Origin of the sequence: Slackia exigua ATCC 700122 (genome assembly GCF_000162875.1) — a bacterium.
GTDB classification, from domain to species: Bacteria; Actinomycetota; Coriobacteriia; order Coriobacteriales; family Eggerthellaceae; genus Slackia; species Slackia exigua.
Genome location: NZ_GG700631.1, coordinates 237,847 through 256,810, shown reverse-complemented (window position 1 = coordinate 256,810; position 18,964 = coordinate 237,847). Strand labels below are relative to the sequence as shown.

Here is an 18,964-nt window from a genome sequence, read left to right as displayed (position 1 = left end):
ATGCTCTTCGGATGGGCATTTTCCTTTCAGGGGCAACTGCACGCGAAACGGAGACAGGAGCGGGTATACTTTTCAGCGAATCCGGGCGAGCAGGGTAGCTTCGCCGACCGGATCGCGTTCCGCACGATTGAAGGGAAGAACTATGACCGACGAAAACCGCATGCCCGAAGGGGCGCCCGGCGCAGCACCCGAGCAGCCGGCGCAGGCTCCTTCCGTTCCGCCCGCGGCTTCCGAGCCTCAGGGCGTTGCGCCCGCCGCACCCGCCGCTACCGAGCCTATGCCGCAGGCTCCTTCCGCCGCTCCTGCCGCAGACCAGGCTCAGACGACCGCCATTCCCCCGTTTGCCCCGACGAACGATGCTCCTGCGTATCAGCAGGCCGCCGGCACGTATCAGCAGCAGCCGGCATCGGGCGGCAACGGCCTTGCCATCGGCTCGCTCGTCTGCGGCATCCTGGCCATCCTGACCGTTCTCTTTCCTATCGTCGCTATCGTCCTCGGCATCGTCGCTATCGTCCTCGGCGTCCAAGCGTCTAAGCGCGGCAAGGACGGCAAGGCGACGGCCGGCAAGGTGACGGGCGGCATCGGCATCGCCCTCGGCGTCATCGTCTGGATCGTCTCGGCGGTCTTCCTGGCCTCGGTTCTGCCTGGCATGACCGAGGAGCTTGCATCCACTTCCGCGCCTTCGACCATGGAGGCTCCGGCGACCTCTTCGAACGACGCCGCGAAGTCCGGCTCCTCTTCGGCCGATGCCGACGGCGCGCGCGATGCGCTCAAGGCGTATCTCGACGAGAACCTGGACACGTCCGCCACGCAGAACGCGTTCTTCGAGCAGGCGTTCGCCAGCGCCATCGAAGCGTCCACGAACGTCAGCATCGATAAGCTGGGGTTGACCGGCGCCGATTTCGTCAACTGGATGCTCGCGAGCGATTCGTATTCCATCGATAACGTGTCGGTCTCCTCCGACGGCATGACGGCGACGGCTCAGGTCACGATGCAGGTCAGGGACTACAACGAGTTCAACAACGTCTATGCCCAGAAGATCGGGGAAGCGGCCAGCTCCTTCGCTGCATCCGCCGATGAAGACGAGATGTACCGCCAGGTCGGCTCCGCCATCTCCGATGCCATGAGCGCAACGCCGATGACGAGCACGACCATCTCGGCCTCTCTCACGAAGTCCGGCAGCACGTGGACGGTCGACCAAGCGACCCAGAGCGCGATCGACAACGCGATCTTCGGGAGCGGAAACTAAGGGAAGAGATATCCTGAAACGTCGTCGCGGATCGCTGCGATGTCAAGCATATGCGCTCTATGGCCCGGCCGAATCATTTCGGCCGGGCTTTTTCTTGCGTGCGGCGCTTTGCGAGCCAGCCAGGCTTCCATATCCTTCGCACGATGGGCGAAGGCGACCGAGTCGACGAGCCTATCGTCTTCCATGCGCATCACGCGTTTCCCTGCACGCATTGGATGGATTTTCTCGCGACGCGATTCGTCGGGAGTAGGGTAGTGGGTCGTTGCAGGGAATGAAAAGGAAGAAGGTTTCCCATGGCATCGGTTCTTGAGGCGATCATGCTCGTGTGCTTCGGGCTTTCGTGGCCCATCAATGCGATAAAGGCGTACAAGGCTCAGACGGCGGCAGGCACGTCGTGGGCATTTCTCGCTCTGATCACATTCGGATACATTGCCGGCATCGCTGCCAAGTTCGTCGGAGGCATGGTGAACTGGGTGCTCGCCGTCTATTTCTTGAATCTTGCGGCGCTGGCTGTGAACTGGGCGATCTTCTTCAGGAACCGTGCCGTCGATGCCCAGCGCGCGGCCGACCGCGCCGCGTAGAACCGCGCACGAAGCTCTCCGGTATATTCCCGTTCGGGAAAATTAGGATTTCGCCCGCGCCCTCCTGGTGACGAACGTTCTCAGCATGGATCTTTCCATCGATAGGAGAGGCGCATGAACCTCAACGTGTAGTCGCCGTATTGGAAGAGGACGATCCCTATCAACCTCCTGCGATCGCCGCTTCAGAACCTTCCTTGCGCGAGGGCGCAGGCGAAGGCATGGGTCGAAAACGATTCCGGCGACGGGGCTATCTCGCGGATGAGCTGCAGATAGGGCGGCATGAGGTCCGCCGGTTTCTCATCTAGGTCCGATTCGTCGCATTCGACGATGGCGACGGCCTGGTAGGGAAGGAACGGATACGTTCGCACCTCGTATCGCCTAGCACCCTCGGCAAGATGGATGCGCGTGTGCCGAACTTCGTGCAGGGAAGGATCCGCGAACGCGTGCAGATCGCAGAAGCGCTTCCCGTCGATGGCGAGGGCGTAACGCTCGCAGGCGCCGTCGAACGATTCGCGCGCGGTACCTTCATAGATGTCTGTCGAGCAGGTCAGGCGGAAGTATTCGCGCCGAGATCCTTCGACGTTCTTGGTTCCCGACGCCTTGCTGCCTTCATGTCTCCCGATGCTTCGTACGCCGGCGTCGCCGGCTTCCGCATCGCGTGCGATCGCCTCGAGCCTTGCATGGGACTCGAGGATGATGCGGGTTTCTGATGCGTGGCCGCCACCCTGGTTCGATCTGCGCTTGCCGCCTCGCTTCTCGGTGCGTTCGTTATCCCGGTTCGATGCGCGTTTGCCATCCTGTTTCTCAACGCGTTCTCTATCCCGTTCCGTCGCGCCCGCCGGCCTCAGCAGGATTTGCTCGACATCCTCGGCATACGTTCCGACGCGTTCGAGCAGGGCGCTTTCGTTCGGCTTCCTGATCAGGAAGATGCGCCGATGCGGAAGCACCCTGCTGCATCCGGCCGCTGAAAGGACGCATGCGAGCGCATCGCCGATCTTGGCGTCCATGCCATCGCGCGCAGGCACGAACGACACGTGGGGATGTCCCGCCCATGCACGCCTGATCCGTTCTTCCATGGCGCGCGCACCCAGGACGTCTTCTCGCCGCGCGGCATTGCCCTCCATCCCATAGGCTGCGGATTCCTCCGCCGCGAGCGATTCGAGATGGATGACGGCATCGTAGCGTTCGAAGGCTTCATCGACGGAAAGGCCTGCACGCGCGAGCATGAGCGGGAATTCCATTGCAGGAAGATAGGCCGCCCCGTCCATGATGCCGCGGTCGCAGAGCACGACCGCCCTGCAATCCGCGCTGCGCTCAAGCGTGATGCGGGCGGCGCGCTCCAGGGACAGCTGCAGATCGAGGATCCGCTCTTGAAAGGTGCCCTCGGATACGTCGATGCCGGGCCGCATGCCCGTTTCCATCAGGAGCGTCGCCGCTTCCGGAAGCGTGACGACCCGATATCCGCGCACCTCGAGCTCATGCGCGAGCACGGGTATGGCGGTCGTCTTCCCGGCACACGGACCTCCGGTGACGGCGATGGTCGCGATGTTCGATCCTTCGCGCGATGCCTGTCCGTCGAACAGTTCGGCCAGGCTCATGCCGTACAGGTCGGCCAGGCGCACGAGCGCATCCATGCTCGGGTACGACGCGCCCCGCTCCCACCTGGAGACGGCCTTTCCCGTGATGCCGACGGCCGCGCCGCACGCATCTTGGGAAAGCCCCGCGCGCATGCGCAGCGCAAGGAGCCTTCGTCCCAGCAATGCCTTGTCCATCGTCGCTCGCTTCCTGTGATCGACGCCGAAGGAATCCGTCGGATGGGCGAACCCATCGCAATCGGCGTTCTGGTCGAAAGGCGTGTCGCCCGGCTGCTTCATGCCGATATCGATGCGCCGATGACGCACGCGGTTTCCGTTCGAAAATTCTATTTGAAATAGAGTATAGGAAACTATACCGAGAAACCAGCGATTCTCATAGAGGCACCGAACAGGGTGTGCGGGAAAGCCCTATCATCACGCCATCGACGCACGAAATGCGTCGAATCAGAATCGAAGGAAGGCGACGCGATGGATGCGAACCAGGGGGATATCCTGACGATGCCGCATGAGCGGATCGAAGGGATCCAGCTCGAGGGAATCAAGAAGACCGTGGCACGCTGCTACGAGAACATTCCGTACTACAAGAAGGCGTACGACGAAGCGGGCTTCGACCCGTATTCCGTCGAATCGCTCGACGACCTCGGGCGCGCTCCGTTCGTCGGCAAGCAGGACCTGCGCGACAACTACCCGTACGGCATGCTCGCCGTGCCGCGCAGCGAGGTGCGCGAGATCCATCTGTCCTCCGGCACGACCGGGGTCGCGACGCTTGCGGCCTATACGCAGCGCGATCTGGAGATCTGGGCGGAATGCTTCGGACGCGGCATCGTCTACGCCGGCGGCGGCGCAGACGATGTCGTTCAGGTGAATTACGGATACGGCCTGTTCACCGGCGGACTGGGTGCCCATTACGGCAGCCAGCATTCGGAAGCTGCGGTCATCCCCGCGTCCTCGGGCAACACCGAGCGCCAGATTTGTCTGCTCAAGGATCTCGGCACCACCATCATGTGCTGCACGCCCAGCTACGCGATGCACATCGCCGACACCGCCCTCGAGGCGGGCATCGATCCTTCCGAGGAATTCCATCTGCGCGCCGGCATCCACGGCGCCGAGCCTTTCAGCGATTCCCTGCGCGCCGAACTCGAGCGAAAGCTCGGATACAAGGTGCTCGACGTGTACGGCCTGACCGAAACCATGGGTCCGGGCGTCGCGATCGAATGCTGGGAGCAGACCGGCCTGCATCTGGCCGAGGATCACTTCTATGCCGAAGTCATCGATCCGGTCACCGGGAAGAATCTGCCCGACGGCGAATGGGGCGAGCTCGTCATCACGACGGTCGATCGCGAGGCGAGTCCCGTCGTGCGCTATCGCACGCGCGACATCACGCGCATCATTCCCGGAGCCTGCGCCTGCGGACGTACGCATCGCCGTATCGACCGCCTGCACGGCCGCACCGACGACATGCTCGTCATTCGCGGCGTGAACGTCTTCCCGAGCCAGATCGAAGACGTCGTCAAGACCATTCCCGATGCGTCGTCGTGGTATCGGATCGAACTGGAGACCGTGAAGTCGCTTGATGTCGTGACGCTCAAGATCGAGGCCGATCCCGGGTTCGCGCTCGATTCCATCGCCGCGGTCCAGCGTCTCCAGCGCGAGATCCAAGCGAAGCTCAAGGCGGCGTTGTCGGTTAGAATCGAGGTCAAGGTCGTGGAGCCGAAGAGCATTCCGCGCAGCGAAGGTAAGGCGAAGCGCGTCTTCGACGCGAGGGAGGGGATTCGGTAATGGTCGATCAGATCACGGTGTTCCTTGAAAACAGCGAAGGCCGCCTTCTGGCCTTGTGCCGCTGCCTGGGCCGGGCGGGCGTGGACATGCGGGCCCTCACGATCGCGGAGACGTCGGACTACGGACTCGTGCGTATCATCTGCAACGATGCCGATGCTGCCATGGAGGCGTTGGGAGAAGGCGGATTCAGCGCCACGAAGACCAAGGTCGCGGCCATAGCGGTGCCGAACCGTCCGGGCGGCCTGTCCGAACTGCTCGAGGCGCTCGACGGGCTCGGGCTGAATATCGAATACGGATACTGCTTCTCGACCGAAGCAGGCCAGGCGGTGGACGTCTTCAAGATCCACGGCGGCGCCCAGGCGGCCGAAGCCGCGTTCGCCCTCGAGGCTGCGGGCTTCAAGGTCCTTTCGTCCGAAGATCTTGCCTAGGGCTCGTTCGTCGCGCAGAGAGGCGGCACGATGCGCGAGGGAAGAACCGGCTTCGCAAAACGAGCCGCGCGTCTCATGGGCGCGCGGCTTTTCTTGCCATAGGGACCTTTCCCCTCCCATTTCTCGCCTAAGCTTCAAAAGAATCTGTTTTCAGGTAAAATCACCGGAGGGAAACCAAGGGATAGTGTTTATGAGAGGAGACTCCCGCTATGAAGGAATCCAAGACCAAAGTTCGTGTCGGCCTGCTGGCAGCCCTTACCGCCGTTTCGGCGCTCGTGCTCGCGCTCGGACTTACCGCGTGCGGCGGTGCCGGCGGCGGCGACGCCGACAAGACGCCGTTCGTCGGCACGTGGGACATCTCGTCCATCTCCGGCGAGGAAGCCGTGACCGAGGACGACATGAAGATGATGAGCGACATGGGCCTCAATGCGTTCATGAACCTCGACGAGGACGGCACGGCCAGCATCGATCTGTTCGGCGAAGTCATGACGGGCACCTGGACCGTCAAGAGCGCGACCGAGATCGACGTCACGATCGACGGCAGCACCCAGGCTGCGACCCTCGATGGAGACAAGCTCACCATGACCGACAAGACCAGCACGCTCGTGTTCACGAAGGGCGATCCGAAGGAAGTCTCTTCCGCGGGCGGCGCTTCCAAGTAACCTGCGCACGAACCGCACGCATTTCGTCATGAAGCCTGAGAGGGTTTCGATCGGCGAAGAGTCGCGCGTTCCTTTCTGCCGATCAGGAAGGTTCTGCGACTTGAATAGAGAGGGGCGGCCGGCCTTGGCGTCGGTCGCCCCTCGTGCGTCCGGGGTCCGTATCGGCGGATTCGTGCGCTCCTTCCGTCGCGGATGGATGCTTCCCGCCTTCGCGCCATGGAAGCCGTTCGCGGTCTCGCGGTACAATGCCTCGGTATGCTTCAGGCTCTGTTCGGAGGGGATACGCGCATGACCAAGATCCAGATGACCACGCCGCTCGTCGAGATGGACGGCGACGAGATGACCCGCATCATGTGGCAGATGATCAAAGACGAGCTCATCTGCCCGTTCGTCGATCTCAAGACCGAATATTACGATCTCGGCCTTGCGCATCGCGACGAGACCGACGATCAGGTCACCGTGGATTCCGCCGAGGCGACCAAGCGCCTGGGCGTCGCGGTCAAGTGCGCGACCATCACGCCGAATGCGGCCCGCGTCGAGGAATACGACCTGAAACGCATGTGGAAGAGCCCGAACGGCACCATTCGCGCGATGCTCGACGGCACCGTCTTCCGTGCGCCCATCGTGGTGCGCGGCATCGATCCGTGCGTCAAGAACTGGGTGCGCCCGATCACGCTCGCGCGTCATGCGTACGGCGATGTCTATCGGGATGCCGAGATGCGCATCCCCGGCCCCGGCACGGTCGAGCTCGTCTACACCGCGTCCGACGGCACCGAGACGCGCCGGCTCGTGCACGAGTTCACGGAGCCTGGCGTGGTCGAAGGCATGCATAACCTGGATGCTTCCATCGAAAGCTTCGCGCGGGCCTGCTTCGACTTCGCGCTCGCCACGAGCCAGGACGTCTGGTTCGCCACGAAGGACACCATCTCCAAGACCTACGACCATCGCTTCAAGGATATCTTCCAGGAAATCTTCGATGCCGATTACGCCGCACGCTTCGAAGCGGCCGGCATCGAGTACTTCTACACGCTCATCGACGATGCCGTGGCGCGCGTCATGAAGGCGGAGGGCGGCTTCATCTGGGCCTGCAAGAACTACGACGGCGACGTGATGAGCGACATGGTCTCGTCGGCGTTCGGATCGCTCGCGATGATGACCTCGGTGCTCGCGTCTCCTCACGGCTATTGGGAATACGAGGCCGCGCACGGCACGGTCCAGCGCCATTACTACAAGCATCTCGCGGGCGAAGAGACGTCCACGAATTCGGTGGCCACGATCTTCGCGTGGACGGGAGCCCTGCGCAAGCGTGCCGAGCTCGACGGCCTGGCCGACCTCGCGGCTTTCGCCGACGCGCTCGAGCAGGCGACGGTCGCCACGATCGAGTCGGGGAAGATGACCGGCGATCTTGCGCGCATCACGTCGATCGAGCATCCGACGAAGCTCAGCACAGGTGCGTTCATCAAGGCCGTCGCAGAGGATCTGAAGGGCCGCCTGTAGGTTGAGGCCCTAGGGCCTCCGGCATTCCTATCGGCTTGTTCATCTGCACGATTCCCATACGCGCGGGCATGAGGTCCATTCGATACGAGATTGTTGCTCCCAATCGACGCATGTGGTTTTAGAATGACAACACCGCACTATGCACGACGCAACGACGCGCCCTCCGGGGCGCGTTTTACATGAGGAGCCCGCATGCTTTCCGAACGTGTTTTGACCAAGATCATCCATAGGATGACGAAGAATCACCTTGCGATGGTTCCTGCTCCTGAATCCCGCATTCCCGAGGCGAAGCCCGGCCAACGTTACATGCTGTACATGCATGTGCCGTTCTGCCAGCGTCTCTGCCCGTTCTGCAGCTTCAATCGCTATCGGTTCGACGAGAAGGTGGCGCGCCCGTACTTCGAGAGCATGCGCAAGGAAATGCTCATGCTGAAGGATCTGGGCTACGACTTCCACGACCTGTACATCGGCGGCGGCACGCCCACGATCATGCTCGACGAACTGTGCGAAACCATCGATCTGGCGCGCGATGCATTCCATATCGAAGACGTGGGCACTGAGACGAATCCGAACCATCTGGCCCAGCCGTATCTCGACAAGCTGCGCGGACGCGTGCAGCGTCTGTCGGTCGGCGTCCAGAGCTTCGACGACGGCCTGCTCAAGCAGATGGATCGCTACAAGAAGTATGGCAGCGGCGACGAAATCCTCGAGCGCATCGCCGAGGCCATACCGTATTTCGACTCGCTCAACGTGGATATGATCTTCAATTTCCCTTCGCAGACCGAAGAGATCCTGATCAGCGACCTTGAGAAGATCGCGACGTGCGGATGCCGCCAGACCACGTTCTCGCCGCTCTACGTGTCGAGCGCGACCACGCGCAAGATGACGGAGACCTTGGGCTCGATGGATTACGACCGCGAGCGCCGCTACTACCATCTGATCGACGGCGTTCTGGCAGGTGGCGAAGATCCTCTGTTCAAGCGTACGACGCTCTGGACCTTCACGCGCAACGGCGCAGACGCCGCGGCGGTTGAAGCGGCGCCCGACCGCGCGTCGTCCTCGGTTGACGCCGCAGTGCATGCGGCAGTTCGAGGGAAAGAAGACGACGCAATGGGGGCGGCGGAACCCATGTCGGCAGCGCGCCTCGATGAATTCCAGGTGTCATGCGAGCAGTATCCCGCCATCGGCAGCGGATCCATCTCGTGTCTTGACGGATGCATTTACGTGAACACCTTCAGCATCGAGGAATACAACGAAGCCATCGCCGCGGGCCGCATGCCGCTCATGGGCAAGAGCAGGATGGGTGCGCGCGATCTGATGCGGTACCGTTTCCTGCTGCAGCTCTATCAGCTGCGGCTCGATAAACGCCAGTTCAAAAGAGATTTCGGCATCAGCATCGAGCGCGGGCTTCCGGCCGAGATGGCATTCATGCGTCTGAACGGAGCTTTCGCGACCGACGATGAGGAAGAGCTGACGCTTACGCCGAAGGGGCGGTATCTGACCGTGGTGATGTACCGCCAATTCCTGAGCGGCATGAACAACCTGCGCGATCAGGCGCGCGATGCGCTTTCCGGCCCTGAGCACGAGCTCTTGTTCGGAGACGGCACGCAGAGGTAGGCGAATTGTGCATCGGCACGGCGGGGATGCGTTTGGGCTGCTCATAGGTACAGAGATGCCGGTTCGATAGGGAATGGGCCCGATGCGTTCATACAAGCGCCGACCCAGCGGGGAATGCGACGCGCGCAGTTCCGCACGAGCCGAACGCGCCGGTGGCGCGTTCGCGCGAGCTCAGGACTGTTTGAGCACGCGCATCCCCGCCGGGTCGGCGCATTGAGGCGTATCTGCACGAATCTCGGTATCAATGGTGCATACGGGTATTCCCCGGCTCAATGCATGGCCGCCTTGCCGATGCCTATAGAGCACGCTCATTACGCGCGCTTCGCCCATATCGTGCTTTTCAGCAGAGCCATACGATTCTCTTATGACTCGATAAGAACTCGGTAGTTCCTATTCCTCTCGCATCCGCATAGAATCTCATCATGCCGGTCGAGGGGACCGGTCGCGCAATGTTGCCGAAGGGGAGCGGCACGCAGGGGGGATGCGCTTCCGCGCACGGGAATCGAATGCGCGGGAATTCCGCTCTCTCGGGCGTTGCCGGTCTCGCGTATCCCGCGATGCGCGCGGACTTTTCCAAAAAGGGGGAGCACCATGGATCTTTCACGTCGTAATTTTCTTGCAGGCGTCGGCATCGCAGGCGTCGCCGCCGCAGGGGCCGGTCTGGTCGGCTGCTCGGATGGTTCTGATGGGGCTAAGACCGGCGTGGCCGGGTCTACTGCGCCTGCGGACGAGGATCTGCTCTATACTGCGCGCATCAACCCGCAGGATTACGACTATCGCAGCAACACGACCGACTTCAAGACGCTCTTCTCGCCGATTTCCATCGGCTCGATGGAGATCTCGAACCGCATGGTGAAGTCCGCCGCCGGCTCCGCCTGCTATCTGTCCGGCGTGGCCGACGAACTCATCCAGTACTACGTCAACTTCGCCAAGGGCGGCGTCGAGCTCATCTGGATCGAGGGGGAGGCGTTTTCCTTCCCGTCCGACGGCAGCGGACTTTCCGCGGAAGCCATCGAGCTCGGTAAGTCGCTCGTGGCAGCCTGTGCAGAGTACGGTGTTCATCTGGGCTATCAATGGGCCGTCTTCGGCACGTCCGTCGCCGAGGCCGACATGGACGTCGCCACGATCCAGGCCATCGAGGATGCCGGAGTGACCGTCGCCAAAGCGCTCAAAGAGATGGGCTTCGAAGCGATCGAAATCAACGCCGCCGGTTTCAACCAGGGCGAGATGTTTCTGTCGCGTTTCCATAACACGCGCACCGACGACTACGGCGGAAGCATCGAGAACCGCGCGCGTTTCGTCACCGAGTGCATCACGAAGATCAAGCAGGCCTGCGGCGACGATTTCAACGTCCAGGTCCTGATCGACTGCATCGAGGAGAACGACAACCTCACCAACAACGCGACGCTTATGAATCTCGACAACACGCTGACCACGCCTCATAACCTCGTGACCGGCACGGCAGAGGGCATCGAGTTCGCGAAGCTCTTCGAAGCCGCCGGCGCGGACGCCATGCATCTGCGCCTAGGTCCTTTAGGTAACCATCCTTGCCAGTTCGGCAGCGATCTGTACTTCATCCTGAACGGCATCGAGGGCGCGACAGGCTATGGCACGCAGTGGGATTTCAACCGTCACTGGGAAGGCAGGCTCATCGGAGATCACAGCGGCGCAGGCATGCTGCTCGACGTCGTCGCCGAATACAAGCAGCAGCTGAAGATTCCTGTCGGCACGGTCACCTACATGGATCCGGCGCATGCTCCCGACTTCTTCGAGCAGGCGCTCGCCGACGGCAAGGTCGACTTCTATATCATGAACCGTCCGCTGACGGTCGACCCCGACTACGTCAACAAGCTGCGTGACGGCAAGATCGACGAAATCGCTCCCTGCACGCGCTGCCTGCACTGCCATATCGGCAGCAACCAGCTTAACGCGATGATGGGCTACTGCCGCGTGAACGCCCTCACCCAGCGCGTCATGCGCGAGGGCGGCCCTGCCTCTTACGAACTTCCGGAAGCCTCCGCATCCAAGAGGGTCATGGTCATCGGCGGCGGGCCGGCCGGCATGGAGGCCGCGCGCATCGCAGCATTCCGCGGGCATAAGGTGACGCTGTTCGAAAAGAATGCCAAGCTCGGCGGCCTGCTCACCTTCGCGCACCTCGTGAAGGGCGAGCATGAGAACCTGACCGATCTCGAAGCGTACCTGGAGCATCAGCTCGAGATTTCCGGCGTCGACGTGAAGACGGGCCAGGAAGCCGATGCGGACCTCATCGCGTCCGAAGCACCCGATGCGGTCGTGCTGGCCTGCGGCGGCGTGCGCGTCGACAGCGGGCTTGACGCCTCGTTCGGCGTTCCGATCGTCGCCTTCGACGATTTCATGATGACGGAGATGGGCGACGACGTCGTCGTCATGGGTTCGAACGCTCAGGCTTTCGACGCCGCGCTCTGGCTCACCGTGCATAAGAAGAGGGTCGTCATGGTCACGGCCGGCAAGAACGAGGAGCTCGACATGCAGCAGTCGCAGCACGCGATGCGTTTCATGACCACGGCGCTTTATGCGCTCGGCGTGCGCGTCTTCCCCGAGGCATCCATCGCCGAGGTCGGGGATGGATGCGTCGTCATCAGGACCGGGCAGGGGCTTGAAGTCGCCGTCGCCGCCGACGCCATCGTCGATGGCGCGGAGATGCAGCCGAACACCGCGCTGATCGACGGGCTTTCGAATGTCGAGACGTACGCGATCGGCGATGCGGCGGCTCCTTTCAATATCGCGATGGCTATCCGTTCCGGCAACGACGCCGGCCGCGCGATCTAGGCGCCGAACGGCCGCAGCGCGCGGTCGAGGATGCCGTTCATCTTGGCGATCGCCATGCCGTAGTTCGTGCACGGGATGCCCTGCGCGGCGGCATGGCGCAGCCGCCAGTGCATCTCGCGCTCGTTGAGCATGCAGCCTCCGCAGTGGACGATCAGCCGAAAGCCTGAGAGATCGTCGGGGAATTCGGTACCCGACGTGAACGAGAAGTCGATGTCGCGGCCCGTATGGTCGCGAATCCACCCCGGGAGCTTCACCGTGCCGATGTCCTCGCATTGACGATGGTGCGTGCAGCCCTCCGAGATCAGCACCGCATCGCCGTTTTCGAGCCCATCGAGCGCGCGTGCGCCTGCGACCTGCGCATCAAGATCGCCCTTGTATCGTGCCATCAGGATCGAGAACGATGTGAGGGGGATATCCTCGGGTATGATGCGGGACACATGGCGAAACGCCTGGGAGTCGGTGATCACCAGGCGCGGCGGATGCGCGAGCGTGTCCATCATGGACGCAAGCTCGGTCTCGCGCGTCACGTGCGCATGCGCCCCGGCATCGAGCACGTCGCGTATGGTCATCTGCTGGGGGAGGATGAGCCGGCCCTTGGGCGCCGCGGCGTCGATAGGAACCACGAGCACGACGTCGTCGCAGGGTTCGAGCAGGTCGCCCACCACGCGCCGGGGTTCCTTCGCGCCGGCGGCGATCGTGCCGATGAGCTCCTTGAGCTCGTGGACGCCCGTTCCCATCAAGGCGCTTGCGAACAGGCGCCCATGCGGCGGGTTCGCGTTCGCCTCCAAAGACATCTTCGGCTCTTGTTCGCCCACGAGGTCGCACTTGCCCATGACGATCGCATACGGAACGCCTCGCTCTTCGAACAGGCCTACGAGCGTGCGATCGGCATCCGAAAGCCCCGTGACGCTATCCGCCACGAGCACGGCCGCATCGGTCGAATCGAGCACACGGCGCGCCTTCCTGACGCGCAGGGCTCCGAGCTCTCCCTCATCGTCCATACCGGGCGTGTCGATGATGAGCACGGGTCCCAAGGGCGCGAGCTCCATGGCCTTGCGCACCGGATCGGTCGTCGTGCCGGCCACCTCCGAAACCACGGCAAGGTCCTGTCCGACGACCGCATTGACCAAGCTCGACTTGCCTGCGTTGCACGCGCCGAAGAATCCGATGTGGATCCGTTCGCCGCTCGTCGCGCCGTTCAATCCCATAGGATCCTCCCGCCTAGAACCTGAAGTCGTTGCCGCGGCCGCCGGCGATATCGCTCAGATACCGCTCGGTACGTGCGCGCGTGGCCTCGTTCGGGATCTTCAGCAGTTCGCGGCGCACCATGGCCTCGCCTTTCTCCTTCGTAGCGGGCGTCGCGTAGTCGACCAAGTATTCCATGAGCGTCATGAGCGCATTGGGGTGGCAGTAGTTCAGGATCTGTCCGCCTTTGCAGAATTGCATGAAGCGGTCGCCCGTGCGTCCGGCACGGTAGCATGCCGTGCAGAAGCTCGGAATGTGGTCGTTGTCCATGAGCCAGGCGACGACCTCGTCGAGCGTTCGTTGGTCCGACACGTCGAACTGCTCGGTGTCATGCGGGCGGTCCTCTTGCGTGTAGCCGCCCACGCTCGTGCGGCTGCCGCCCGAAATCTGCGAGATGCCGTAGCGCAGCGCGCGCTCGCGCACGCTTTGGGACTCGCGCGTCGAGATGATCATGCCCGTATAGGGCACGGCTATGCGGATGAGCGCGATGATCTTGTCGAAAACGTCGTCGGGAATGCCGTTGTCGAACGCGTCGGGATCGATGTCCATCGCCGGCTTCACGCGCGGCACGCTGATGGTATGGGGGCCTACGCCATGCACGGCCTCCAGGTGCTCGGCGTGCATGATGAGTCCCGTGAATTCGTAGGCGTATCCTTCCAGCCCGAACAGCACGCCCAGACCCACGTCGTCGATGCCGCCCTCCATGGCGCGGTCGTGCGCCTCGGTGTGCCAGCAGTAGTCCGATTTCGGCCCCGTGGGGTGGAGCTCCTCGTAGCGTTCGCGGTTGTAGGTCTCTTGGAACAGGATGTAGGTGCCGATCTCGGCTTCCTTGAGCATCCGGTACTCTTCGACGGTCGTGGCCGCGATATTGACGTTCACGCGGCGGATGGCGCCGTTCTCGTGCTTGATGGAATAGATGGTCCGCATGCATTCCAGGATGTAGTCGATGGGGCTGTGCACCGGATCTTCGCCCGCTTCGATGGCCAGGCGCTTGTGCCCCATGTCCTGCAGCGCCACGACTTCGGCGCGCACTTCGTCCTGGGTCAGCCTGTGGCGCGGGATGTCTCGATTCTCGGCATGGTAGGGGCAGTACAGACAGCCGTTCACGCAATAGTTGGAAAGATAGAGCGGGGCGAACAGGACGATGCGGTTGCCGTAGTAGGCCAGCTTGATCCTATGGGCGAGACGGCGTATCTCCTCGTTGATGCCGGCATCATCGCATGCGAGCAGCACCGCCGCCTCCCGATGGGTTATGACCGCGCAATGGTCCTTGGCAGGCGCCAGATGCGATTCGGCTTTCTTCAGAATCTCGCGGCAGAGGCCGACATCGTCTTTGTGCGCCTGCGCGAACGCGAGCGTTTCGAGAATCTCGTCATGGTTGATGAATTCGTCTGCATGAAGCGATGCAGGATCGTATCGATGGACCGTCATGCGATTGCCTTCCCCCTTGAATTGGATGCGTCCCTTCATTCGGTGCATTCACCCGGTCAGACCGGGGAAAGCTTCGGATCCCCTCGGTCGACGACGGTTCGGTAGCCGATGGAGGCGATGCGTGCGTCCAGGCGTCGTCGGCCCTCCGCAGCCTCCTCGCCCGTGCATGCCTTGTTGTCGTACGGGTCGTATCGCATGCGCACCGAAGCGGGCGATACGTTGGGCATGATGACGTTCGCTCCGGCCAGGATGCCCTTCTCGCGCCCTGCGGGATCGAGGGTCGCGAGCGCCGTCGTGGCCGGGATGAGCAGGCCGGGGGAGATGAGCCGGATGAGCGAGAGCAGATAGCATGTGAGGTCGACCGATCCGCGGGGCGCATCGGAAAACGGTGTGGCGTGATGCGGCACGAACGGACCGATGCCGCACATCTCGGGGCGGAATTCCTCGATAAGCTTCAGATCGCGCGCCAGCTCGCGCGGGCCTTGGCCGGGCGATCCCACCATGAAGCCGAGGCCCACCGCGTATCCGATGTCGCGCAGGTCGGATACGCAGCGCATGCGCTTCTCGTACGACATCGAACGCGGATGCAGCATCGCGTAGTGATCGGGGCTCGCGGTCTCATGGCGCAGGAGATAGCGGTCTGCGCCCGCATCGAACAAGCGGCGGTAGCTCGCGCGGCTGCGCTCGCCCAGCGAAAGCGTGACGGCGCAGTCGGAATGCCGGTCCTTGATCGTCGAAACGACGGCGCAGAGCATATCGTCTGTGAACCGGGGGTCTTCGCCGCCTTGCAGCACGAACGTGCGATACCCGATGCCGTAGCCCTCCTCGACGCATTCGAGGATCTGGTCGGGCGTCAGACGATAGCGGTCGGCGCGGCCGTTGGAGCGTCTCAGGCCGCAGTAGAGGCAATCGTTGACGCAATAGCTGCTGAACTCGATGAGGCCGCGCAGATAGACATCGGTGCCGTAAACCGCGCGCCGAGCTTCGGCGGCGCGTTCGGCGGCATGTGCGGCGAGGGCGGCGTCGCATTCGGCTATGAGGCGCTCGTAGCCTTCCGTCGGCAATGCGTGGTCGGCCTCGAGCGCATGGATGAGCTCATGCGGCTTCGTGTCCATGATCGTGTCGTCAATCTTGCGAGATGACGCTCGAATAGGCCGTTTTCACGCTGACGCCGTCGATGTTTCCCACTTTGCCGGCCAGCGCCGATATCTCGTTTTCGGGAGCGTCGAGCGCCACGCTTATGATGTTCACGCCGCGCTCTCGATAGGGAATCCCCATGCGTCCGATGATGTGGCGTGCGTACTCGTGCAGTATCGCGTTGAGTTCGGCTACATGCTCGGAGTCCTCGACGACGATGCCCATGATGGCGACCCTGCTCTTCATGACCTGCTCTCCTCTCGTGGGAACACGACGCGGCCATGAAAAGAAAAAAAGGGTATGCATTCGCGCCCTGCAGTCAGATTCACGACCACGCTCGTCTTCATATCGGGCGACGTCATGGTAGAAGGCGGCCGTCGCGTTTCGCAAGCGAGGAGCGGATCGCTCCATAAAACCCGCGTTCTTTCGAAGCGGGTCGTCAGAAATCGTCCGACGATTCATGACCTTCCATCATCGGAACGGGAAACTCGGCAACGAAGGTACACAGAATGCAAACGTGGCGCAAAGCACGGCGCGCGCATCGCGTATACGCTGATGCCCGACGTCGATTGCTACGTTGCATTGCTCATAAGGGGAAGGTGGATGCCATGGGCTTCATCGAGACGATGTACGAGAAGGCAAGGGAGAATCGGAAACGGGTAGTCGTTCCGGAATGCACGAATCCCAGCATGATGAGAGCGGCCGTCCGAGCCGCTGCCGACGGAATCGCGGATGTGTCGTTCGTCGGCGATGCCGACGCGTGCATGAGCGCAGCGGAGGCGAACGGGATCGACCTTTCCGGCATCGCAATAGTCGACATCTGTGACGAAGCGTACAGAAACGACCTGCTTGAACGCTTCGCTGCCCTTCCGCGGAGGGGCTTCAGCTCCAAATCGGTGGCAAAGCGCATCGAAAATCCTCTGTATATGGCGCTCCTGATGGAGGCGGTGGGAGACGCCGATTGCACGTTCGGAGGGCTCGATACGACGACGTCCGAATTCGTGATGGCGACCCAGGGCATCATCGGCCTCGCTCCGAACGTCGTCGTTCCTTCGGGCATGCTGATCATGGAAATAGACGGGTATGAAGGCGCGCAGGGCAATATCTTCGGCATGTCGGACGGTGCCATCAACGTCGAACCTTCGTCCGACCACCTCAGCGCGATCGCCCTCGCAAGCTGCGATACATTCACGGCCCTTACGGGAGATGCCGCCCGTTGCGCGATGCTGTCGTATTCGACCGACGGCAGCGGCAACAGCCCATCGGTCCAGAAGGTCCGCGAGGGCGTCGAGAAAGCCCGGACCCTGCGGCCTGATTTGAAGATCGACGGGGAATTCCAGGCGGATGCCGCCATCGTCGAACGGGTCGCCGCGAAAAAGGTGAAACGTGCAAGCGATGTGGCCGGTCGAGCGAATGTGCTGGTGTTTCCCGATGCCGCTGCCGCGAACATCGCGACGAAGCTCATTCAGCAATTCGCGCCTGGCCGCAGCTACGGCCCCATTTACCAGGGCTTCGCGCAGCCGGTCCTCGATTGTTCGCGCGGCGACACCGAGGATCGCATCTATTCCAATTTCGCGTTCTGCAGCGTCATGGCATCGGCGAATTAGCAAAGGAAAGAAGGATCAATGGGCTTCAACGACAACATCCCCAAGCTGAAACCATATCAGAGGAGCGTGTCGATCGTCGGCGTGGGAGCGACGCCTTTCGTGCGCGTCCTGGACGATCCCGATGTGGACGGCATGAACGAGGCGGAGCTGTTCGCCTATGCGGCGCGCGATGCCATGAGGGATGCCGGCGTCGACGGCAGCGATGTAGAGATGTATGTGCACGGCCAGGCGGGTCCTGGCTGGACGAGCAATTTCGCCACGCCCAACATGCACGTCGCGAATTGGATCGGCATGAAGGGCAAGGCATCCATCCATCATAGCGAGGCGTGCGCGACCGGCTACGTCGCGATCGAAACCGCCGCCAGCGTCGTCGCTTCCGGCCAGTATGACCTGGTGCTGAGCGGATGCATCGAGATGCCGTACTCCATCGCATATCCGACCAGGGTGTTGACGAAGAGGCGCTTCGGCACCGACGCAATCTTCCATGAAACGCTTTGTTCCACGCTTCCGAGGGACTACACGCTGTTCACCAGAGGAGCCCTGCCTTTCAACTCGGAATCGTGGCTCGATTACTACGTTCAGGAAAACGGCATCGGCCTCGAGGACGTGGATGCCTTCATGACCCAGCTTTCCATTCAAAGCCGAGAAGCCGCCGTGATAAACCCCTTGAGCACCATCGCGCATAAGACGTACGACGAGCTGGCTGAAGAGGTGGGCATGGATTCGTCCTACGAATACCTGCATTCGAAGTTCAATCCGCTTATCGGCAAATACATGCGCGGCGCTCATTTCGAGCAGCGCGTCGACGGTGCGGCGGCCTTCATCATCTGCCCGACCGAGATGGCCTATGCATACACCGATCATCCCATCGAGATTCTCGGCGTGGGGCATTCCTGTCTGGAGAATTCCAACCCTCGTCTCGAGATGCAGGGCACGGCGAACTCGTATCGACAGATGAAGGAGCTCACGGGTCTTACAGGTGCGGACATGGATCTCTTCCTGACCAACGACTTCTACAACCAGTCCCAGATGCTTGCCGCGGAGATGTGCGAATACGTGCCGAAGGGCGAGGGCTGGCAATACCTGAGGGAAGGGCGCATGTCGTATACGGGCGACCGTCCGGTGAACACGAACGGCGGACGTTGCCAATACGGGCACGCTGCGGGCGCATCCGGTCTCCACGACCTCTACGAAGCGGTGCATCAGATGCGCGGCGATGCTCCGACGCAAGTCGGCCATGAGGTGAAGCGTGCGATGCTGCGCGGCTTCGGCGGGGCGCAAAACCTGCTGAACATCATGTTGGAGAAGAAGTAAGGGAGTGGCATGGA

The 18,964-nt window shown here is 62.2% G+C and carries 15 protein-coding genes; 10 read left to right on the top strand and 5 right to left on the bottom strand.

Annotated features, from left to right (window positions below; translation table 11 throughout):
- Window positions 1-142 precede the first annotated feature (142 nt).
- Both HMPREF0762_RS07225 and HMPREF0762_RS07215 read left to right on the top strand, forming a co-directional pair.
- Entirely contained in the window at window positions 143-1,249 is a 1,107-nt protein-coding gene (locus HMPREF0762_RS07225) for a DUF4190 domain-containing protein (RefSeq protein WP_006362938.1), read from the top strand.
- Between the two features lie 293 nt (window positions 1,250-1,542).
- On the top strand, window positions 1,543-1,830 hold the full coding sequence (locus tag HMPREF0762_RS07215) for a hypothetical protein (RefSeq protein WP_006362936.1): 288 nt from the start codon (window positions 1,543-1,545) through the stop codon (window positions 1,828-1,830).
- A gap of 182 nt (window positions 1,831-2,012) precedes the next feature.
- Here the strand turns inward: HMPREF0762_RS07215 and HMPREF0762_RS07210 are convergent, their stop codons facing one another.
- Entirely contained in the window at window positions 2,013-3,731 is a 1,719-nt protein-coding gene (locus HMPREF0762_RS07210; RefSeq protein ID WP_245935530.1) for an AAA family ATPase, read from the bottom strand.
- Between the two features lie 162 nt (window positions 3,732-3,893).
- Between HMPREF0762_RS07210 and HMPREF0762_RS07205 the strand changes: the two genes are divergently transcribed.
- From HMPREF0762_RS07205 to HMPREF0762_RS07180, 6 genes are all read left to right on the top strand, one after another.
- Window positions 3,894-5,204, top strand: coding sequence for a phenylacetate--CoA ligase family protein (locus HMPREF0762_RS07205; RefSeq protein ID WP_006362934.1), 1,311 nt, complete (start codon window positions 3,894-3,896; stop codon window positions 5,202-5,204).
- Window positions 5,204-5,632 carry a hypothetical protein gene (locus HMPREF0762_RS07200; RefSeq protein WP_006362933.1) on the top strand — a complete coding sequence of 143 codons (429 nt, stop codon included), beginning with the start codon at window positions 5,204-5,206 and terminating at the stop codon, window positions 5,630-5,632. Before HMPREF0762_RS07205 ends, HMPREF0762_RS07200 begins: the two co-directional genes overlap by 1 nt.
- Window positions 5,633-5,841: 209 nt before the next feature.
- Window positions 5,842-6,294, top strand: coding sequence for a glycoside hydrolase family 43 C-terminal domain-containing protein (locus tag HMPREF0762_RS07195; RefSeq protein WP_006362932.1), 453 nt, complete (start codon window positions 5,842-5,844; stop codon window positions 6,292-6,294).
- A gap of 288 nt (window positions 6,295-6,582) precedes the next feature.
- Window positions 6,583-7,791, top strand: coding sequence for an NADP-dependent isocitrate dehydrogenase (locus HMPREF0762_RS07190; protein WP_174222058.1), 1,209 nt, complete (start codon window positions 6,583-6,585; stop codon window positions 7,789-7,791).
- 192 nt (window positions 7,792-7,983) lie between these two features.
- On the top strand, window positions 7,984-9,408 hold the full coding sequence (locus tag HMPREF0762_RS07185) for a radical SAM protein (protein WP_006362930.1): 1,425 nt from the start codon (window positions 7,984-7,986) through the stop codon (window positions 9,406-9,408).
- A gap of 591 nt (window positions 9,409-9,999) precedes the next feature.
- On the top strand, window positions 10,000-12,216 hold the full coding sequence (locus HMPREF0762_RS07180) for an oxidoreductase (protein WP_006362926.1): 2,217 nt from the start codon (window positions 10,000-10,002) through the stop codon (window positions 12,214-12,216).
- On the opposite strand, the gene hydF is transcribed toward HMPREF0762_RS07180, so the two are convergent.
- Genes hydF through HMPREF0762_RS07160 form a run of 4 tightly spaced genes read right to left on the bottom strand, consistent with a single transcriptional unit; the run spans window position 12,213 to window position 16,275 of the window.
- Entirely contained in the window at window positions 12,213-13,424 is a 1,212-nt protein-coding gene (gene hydF / locus HMPREF0762_RS07175) for a [FeFe] hydrogenase H-cluster maturation GTPase HydF (RefSeq protein ID WP_006362925.1), read from the bottom strand. The two genes, HMPREF0762_RS07180 and hydF, sit on opposite strands and share 4 nt — an antisense overlap.
- Before the next feature lie 13 nt (window positions 13,425-13,437).
- On the bottom strand, window positions 13,438-14,892 hold the full coding sequence (gene hydG / locus HMPREF0762_RS07170) for a [FeFe] hydrogenase H-cluster radical SAM maturase HydG (RefSeq protein ID WP_245935531.1): 1,455 nt from the start codon (window positions 14,890-14,892) through the stop codon (window positions 13,438-13,440).
- A 56-nt stretch (window positions 14,893-14,948) separates the two neighbouring features.
- Window positions 14,949-16,007: a [FeFe] hydrogenase H-cluster radical SAM maturase HydE gene (hydE, locus tag HMPREF0762_RS07165; RefSeq protein WP_006362923.1), complete on the bottom strand. Its 1,059-nt coding sequence runs from the start codon at window positions 16,005-16,007 to the stop codon at window positions 14,949-14,951.
- A 10-nt stretch (window positions 16,008-16,017) separates the two neighbouring features.
- Window positions 16,018-16,275 carry a TM1266 family iron-only hydrogenase system putative regulator gene (locus tag HMPREF0762_RS07160; protein WP_006362922.1) on the bottom strand — a complete coding sequence of 86 codons (258 nt, stop codon included), beginning with the start codon at window positions 16,273-16,275 and terminating at the stop codon, window positions 16,018-16,020.
- 362 nt (window positions 16,276-16,637) lie between these two features.
- On the opposite strand from HMPREF0762_RS07160, the gene HMPREF0762_RS07155 reads away from it, so the two are divergent.
- A complete protein-coding gene (locus HMPREF0762_RS07155) occupies window positions 16,638-17,636 on the top strand; it encodes a phosphate acyltransferase (RefSeq protein WP_006362920.1) in 999 nt (332 codons plus the stop codon).
- Window positions 17,637-17,654: 18 nt separating this feature from the next.
- Window positions 17,655-18,950: a thiolase family protein gene (locus tag HMPREF0762_RS07150; RefSeq protein WP_006362919.1), complete on the top strand. Its 1,296-nt coding sequence runs from the start codon at window positions 17,655-17,657 to the stop codon at window positions 18,948-18,950.
- Window positions 18,951-18,964: the final 14 nt, after the last annotated feature.

Coding starts and splice junctions, on each gene's coding strand:
- HMPREF0762_RS07215 (WP_006362936.1), top strand. CDS start 1,543: ATGGCATCGGTTCTTGAGGCGATCATGCTCGTGTGCTTCGGGCTTTCG.
- HMPREF0762_RS07195 (WP_006362932.1), top strand. CDS start 5,842: ATGAAGGAATCCAAGACCAAAGTTCGTGTCGGCCTGCTGGCAGCCCTT.
- HMPREF0762_RS07190 (WP_174222058.1), top strand. CDS start 6,583: ATGACCAAGATCCAGATGACCACGCCGCTCGTCGAGATGGACGGCGAC.
- HMPREF0762_RS07150 (WP_006362919.1), top strand. CDS start 17,655: ATGGGCTTCAACGACAACATCCCCAAGCTGAAACCATATCAGAGGAGC.
- HMPREF0762_RS07225 (WP_006362938.1), top strand. CDS start 143: ATGACCGACGAAAACCGCATGCCCGAAGGGGCGCCCGGCGCAGCACCC.
- HMPREF0762_RS07200 (WP_006362933.1), top strand. CDS start 5,204: ATGGTCGATCAGATCACGGTGTTCCTTGAAAACAGCGAAGGCCGCCTT.
- hydE (WP_006362923.1), bottom strand. CDS start 16,007: ATGGACACGAAGCCGCATGAGCTCATCCATGCGCTCGAGGCCGACCAC.
- HMPREF0762_RS07185 (WP_006362930.1), top strand. CDS start 7,984: ATGCTTTCCGAACGTGTTTTGACCAAGATCATCCATAGGATGACGAAG.
- hydG (WP_245935531.1), bottom strand. CDS start 14,892: ATGACGGTCCATCGATACGATCCTGCATCGCTTCATGCAGACGAATTC.
- HMPREF0762_RS07205 (WP_006362934.1), top strand. CDS start 3,894: ATGGATGCGAACCAGGGGGATATCCTGACGATGCCGCATGAGCGGATC.
- HMPREF0762_RS07160 (WP_006362922.1), bottom strand. CDS start 16,275: ATGAAGAGCAGGGTCGCCATCATGGGCATCGTCGTCGAGGACTCCGAG.
- HMPREF0762_RS07155 (WP_006362920.1), top strand. CDS start 16,638: ATGGGCTTCATCGAGACGATGTACGAGAAGGCAAGGGAGAATCGGAAA.
- hydF (WP_006362925.1), bottom strand. CDS start 13,424: ATGGGATTGAACGGCGCGACGAGCGGCGAACGGATCCACATCGGATTC.
- HMPREF0762_RS07180 (WP_006362926.1), top strand. CDS start 10,000: ATGGATCTTTCACGTCGTAATTTTCTTGCAGGCGTCGGCATCGCAGGC.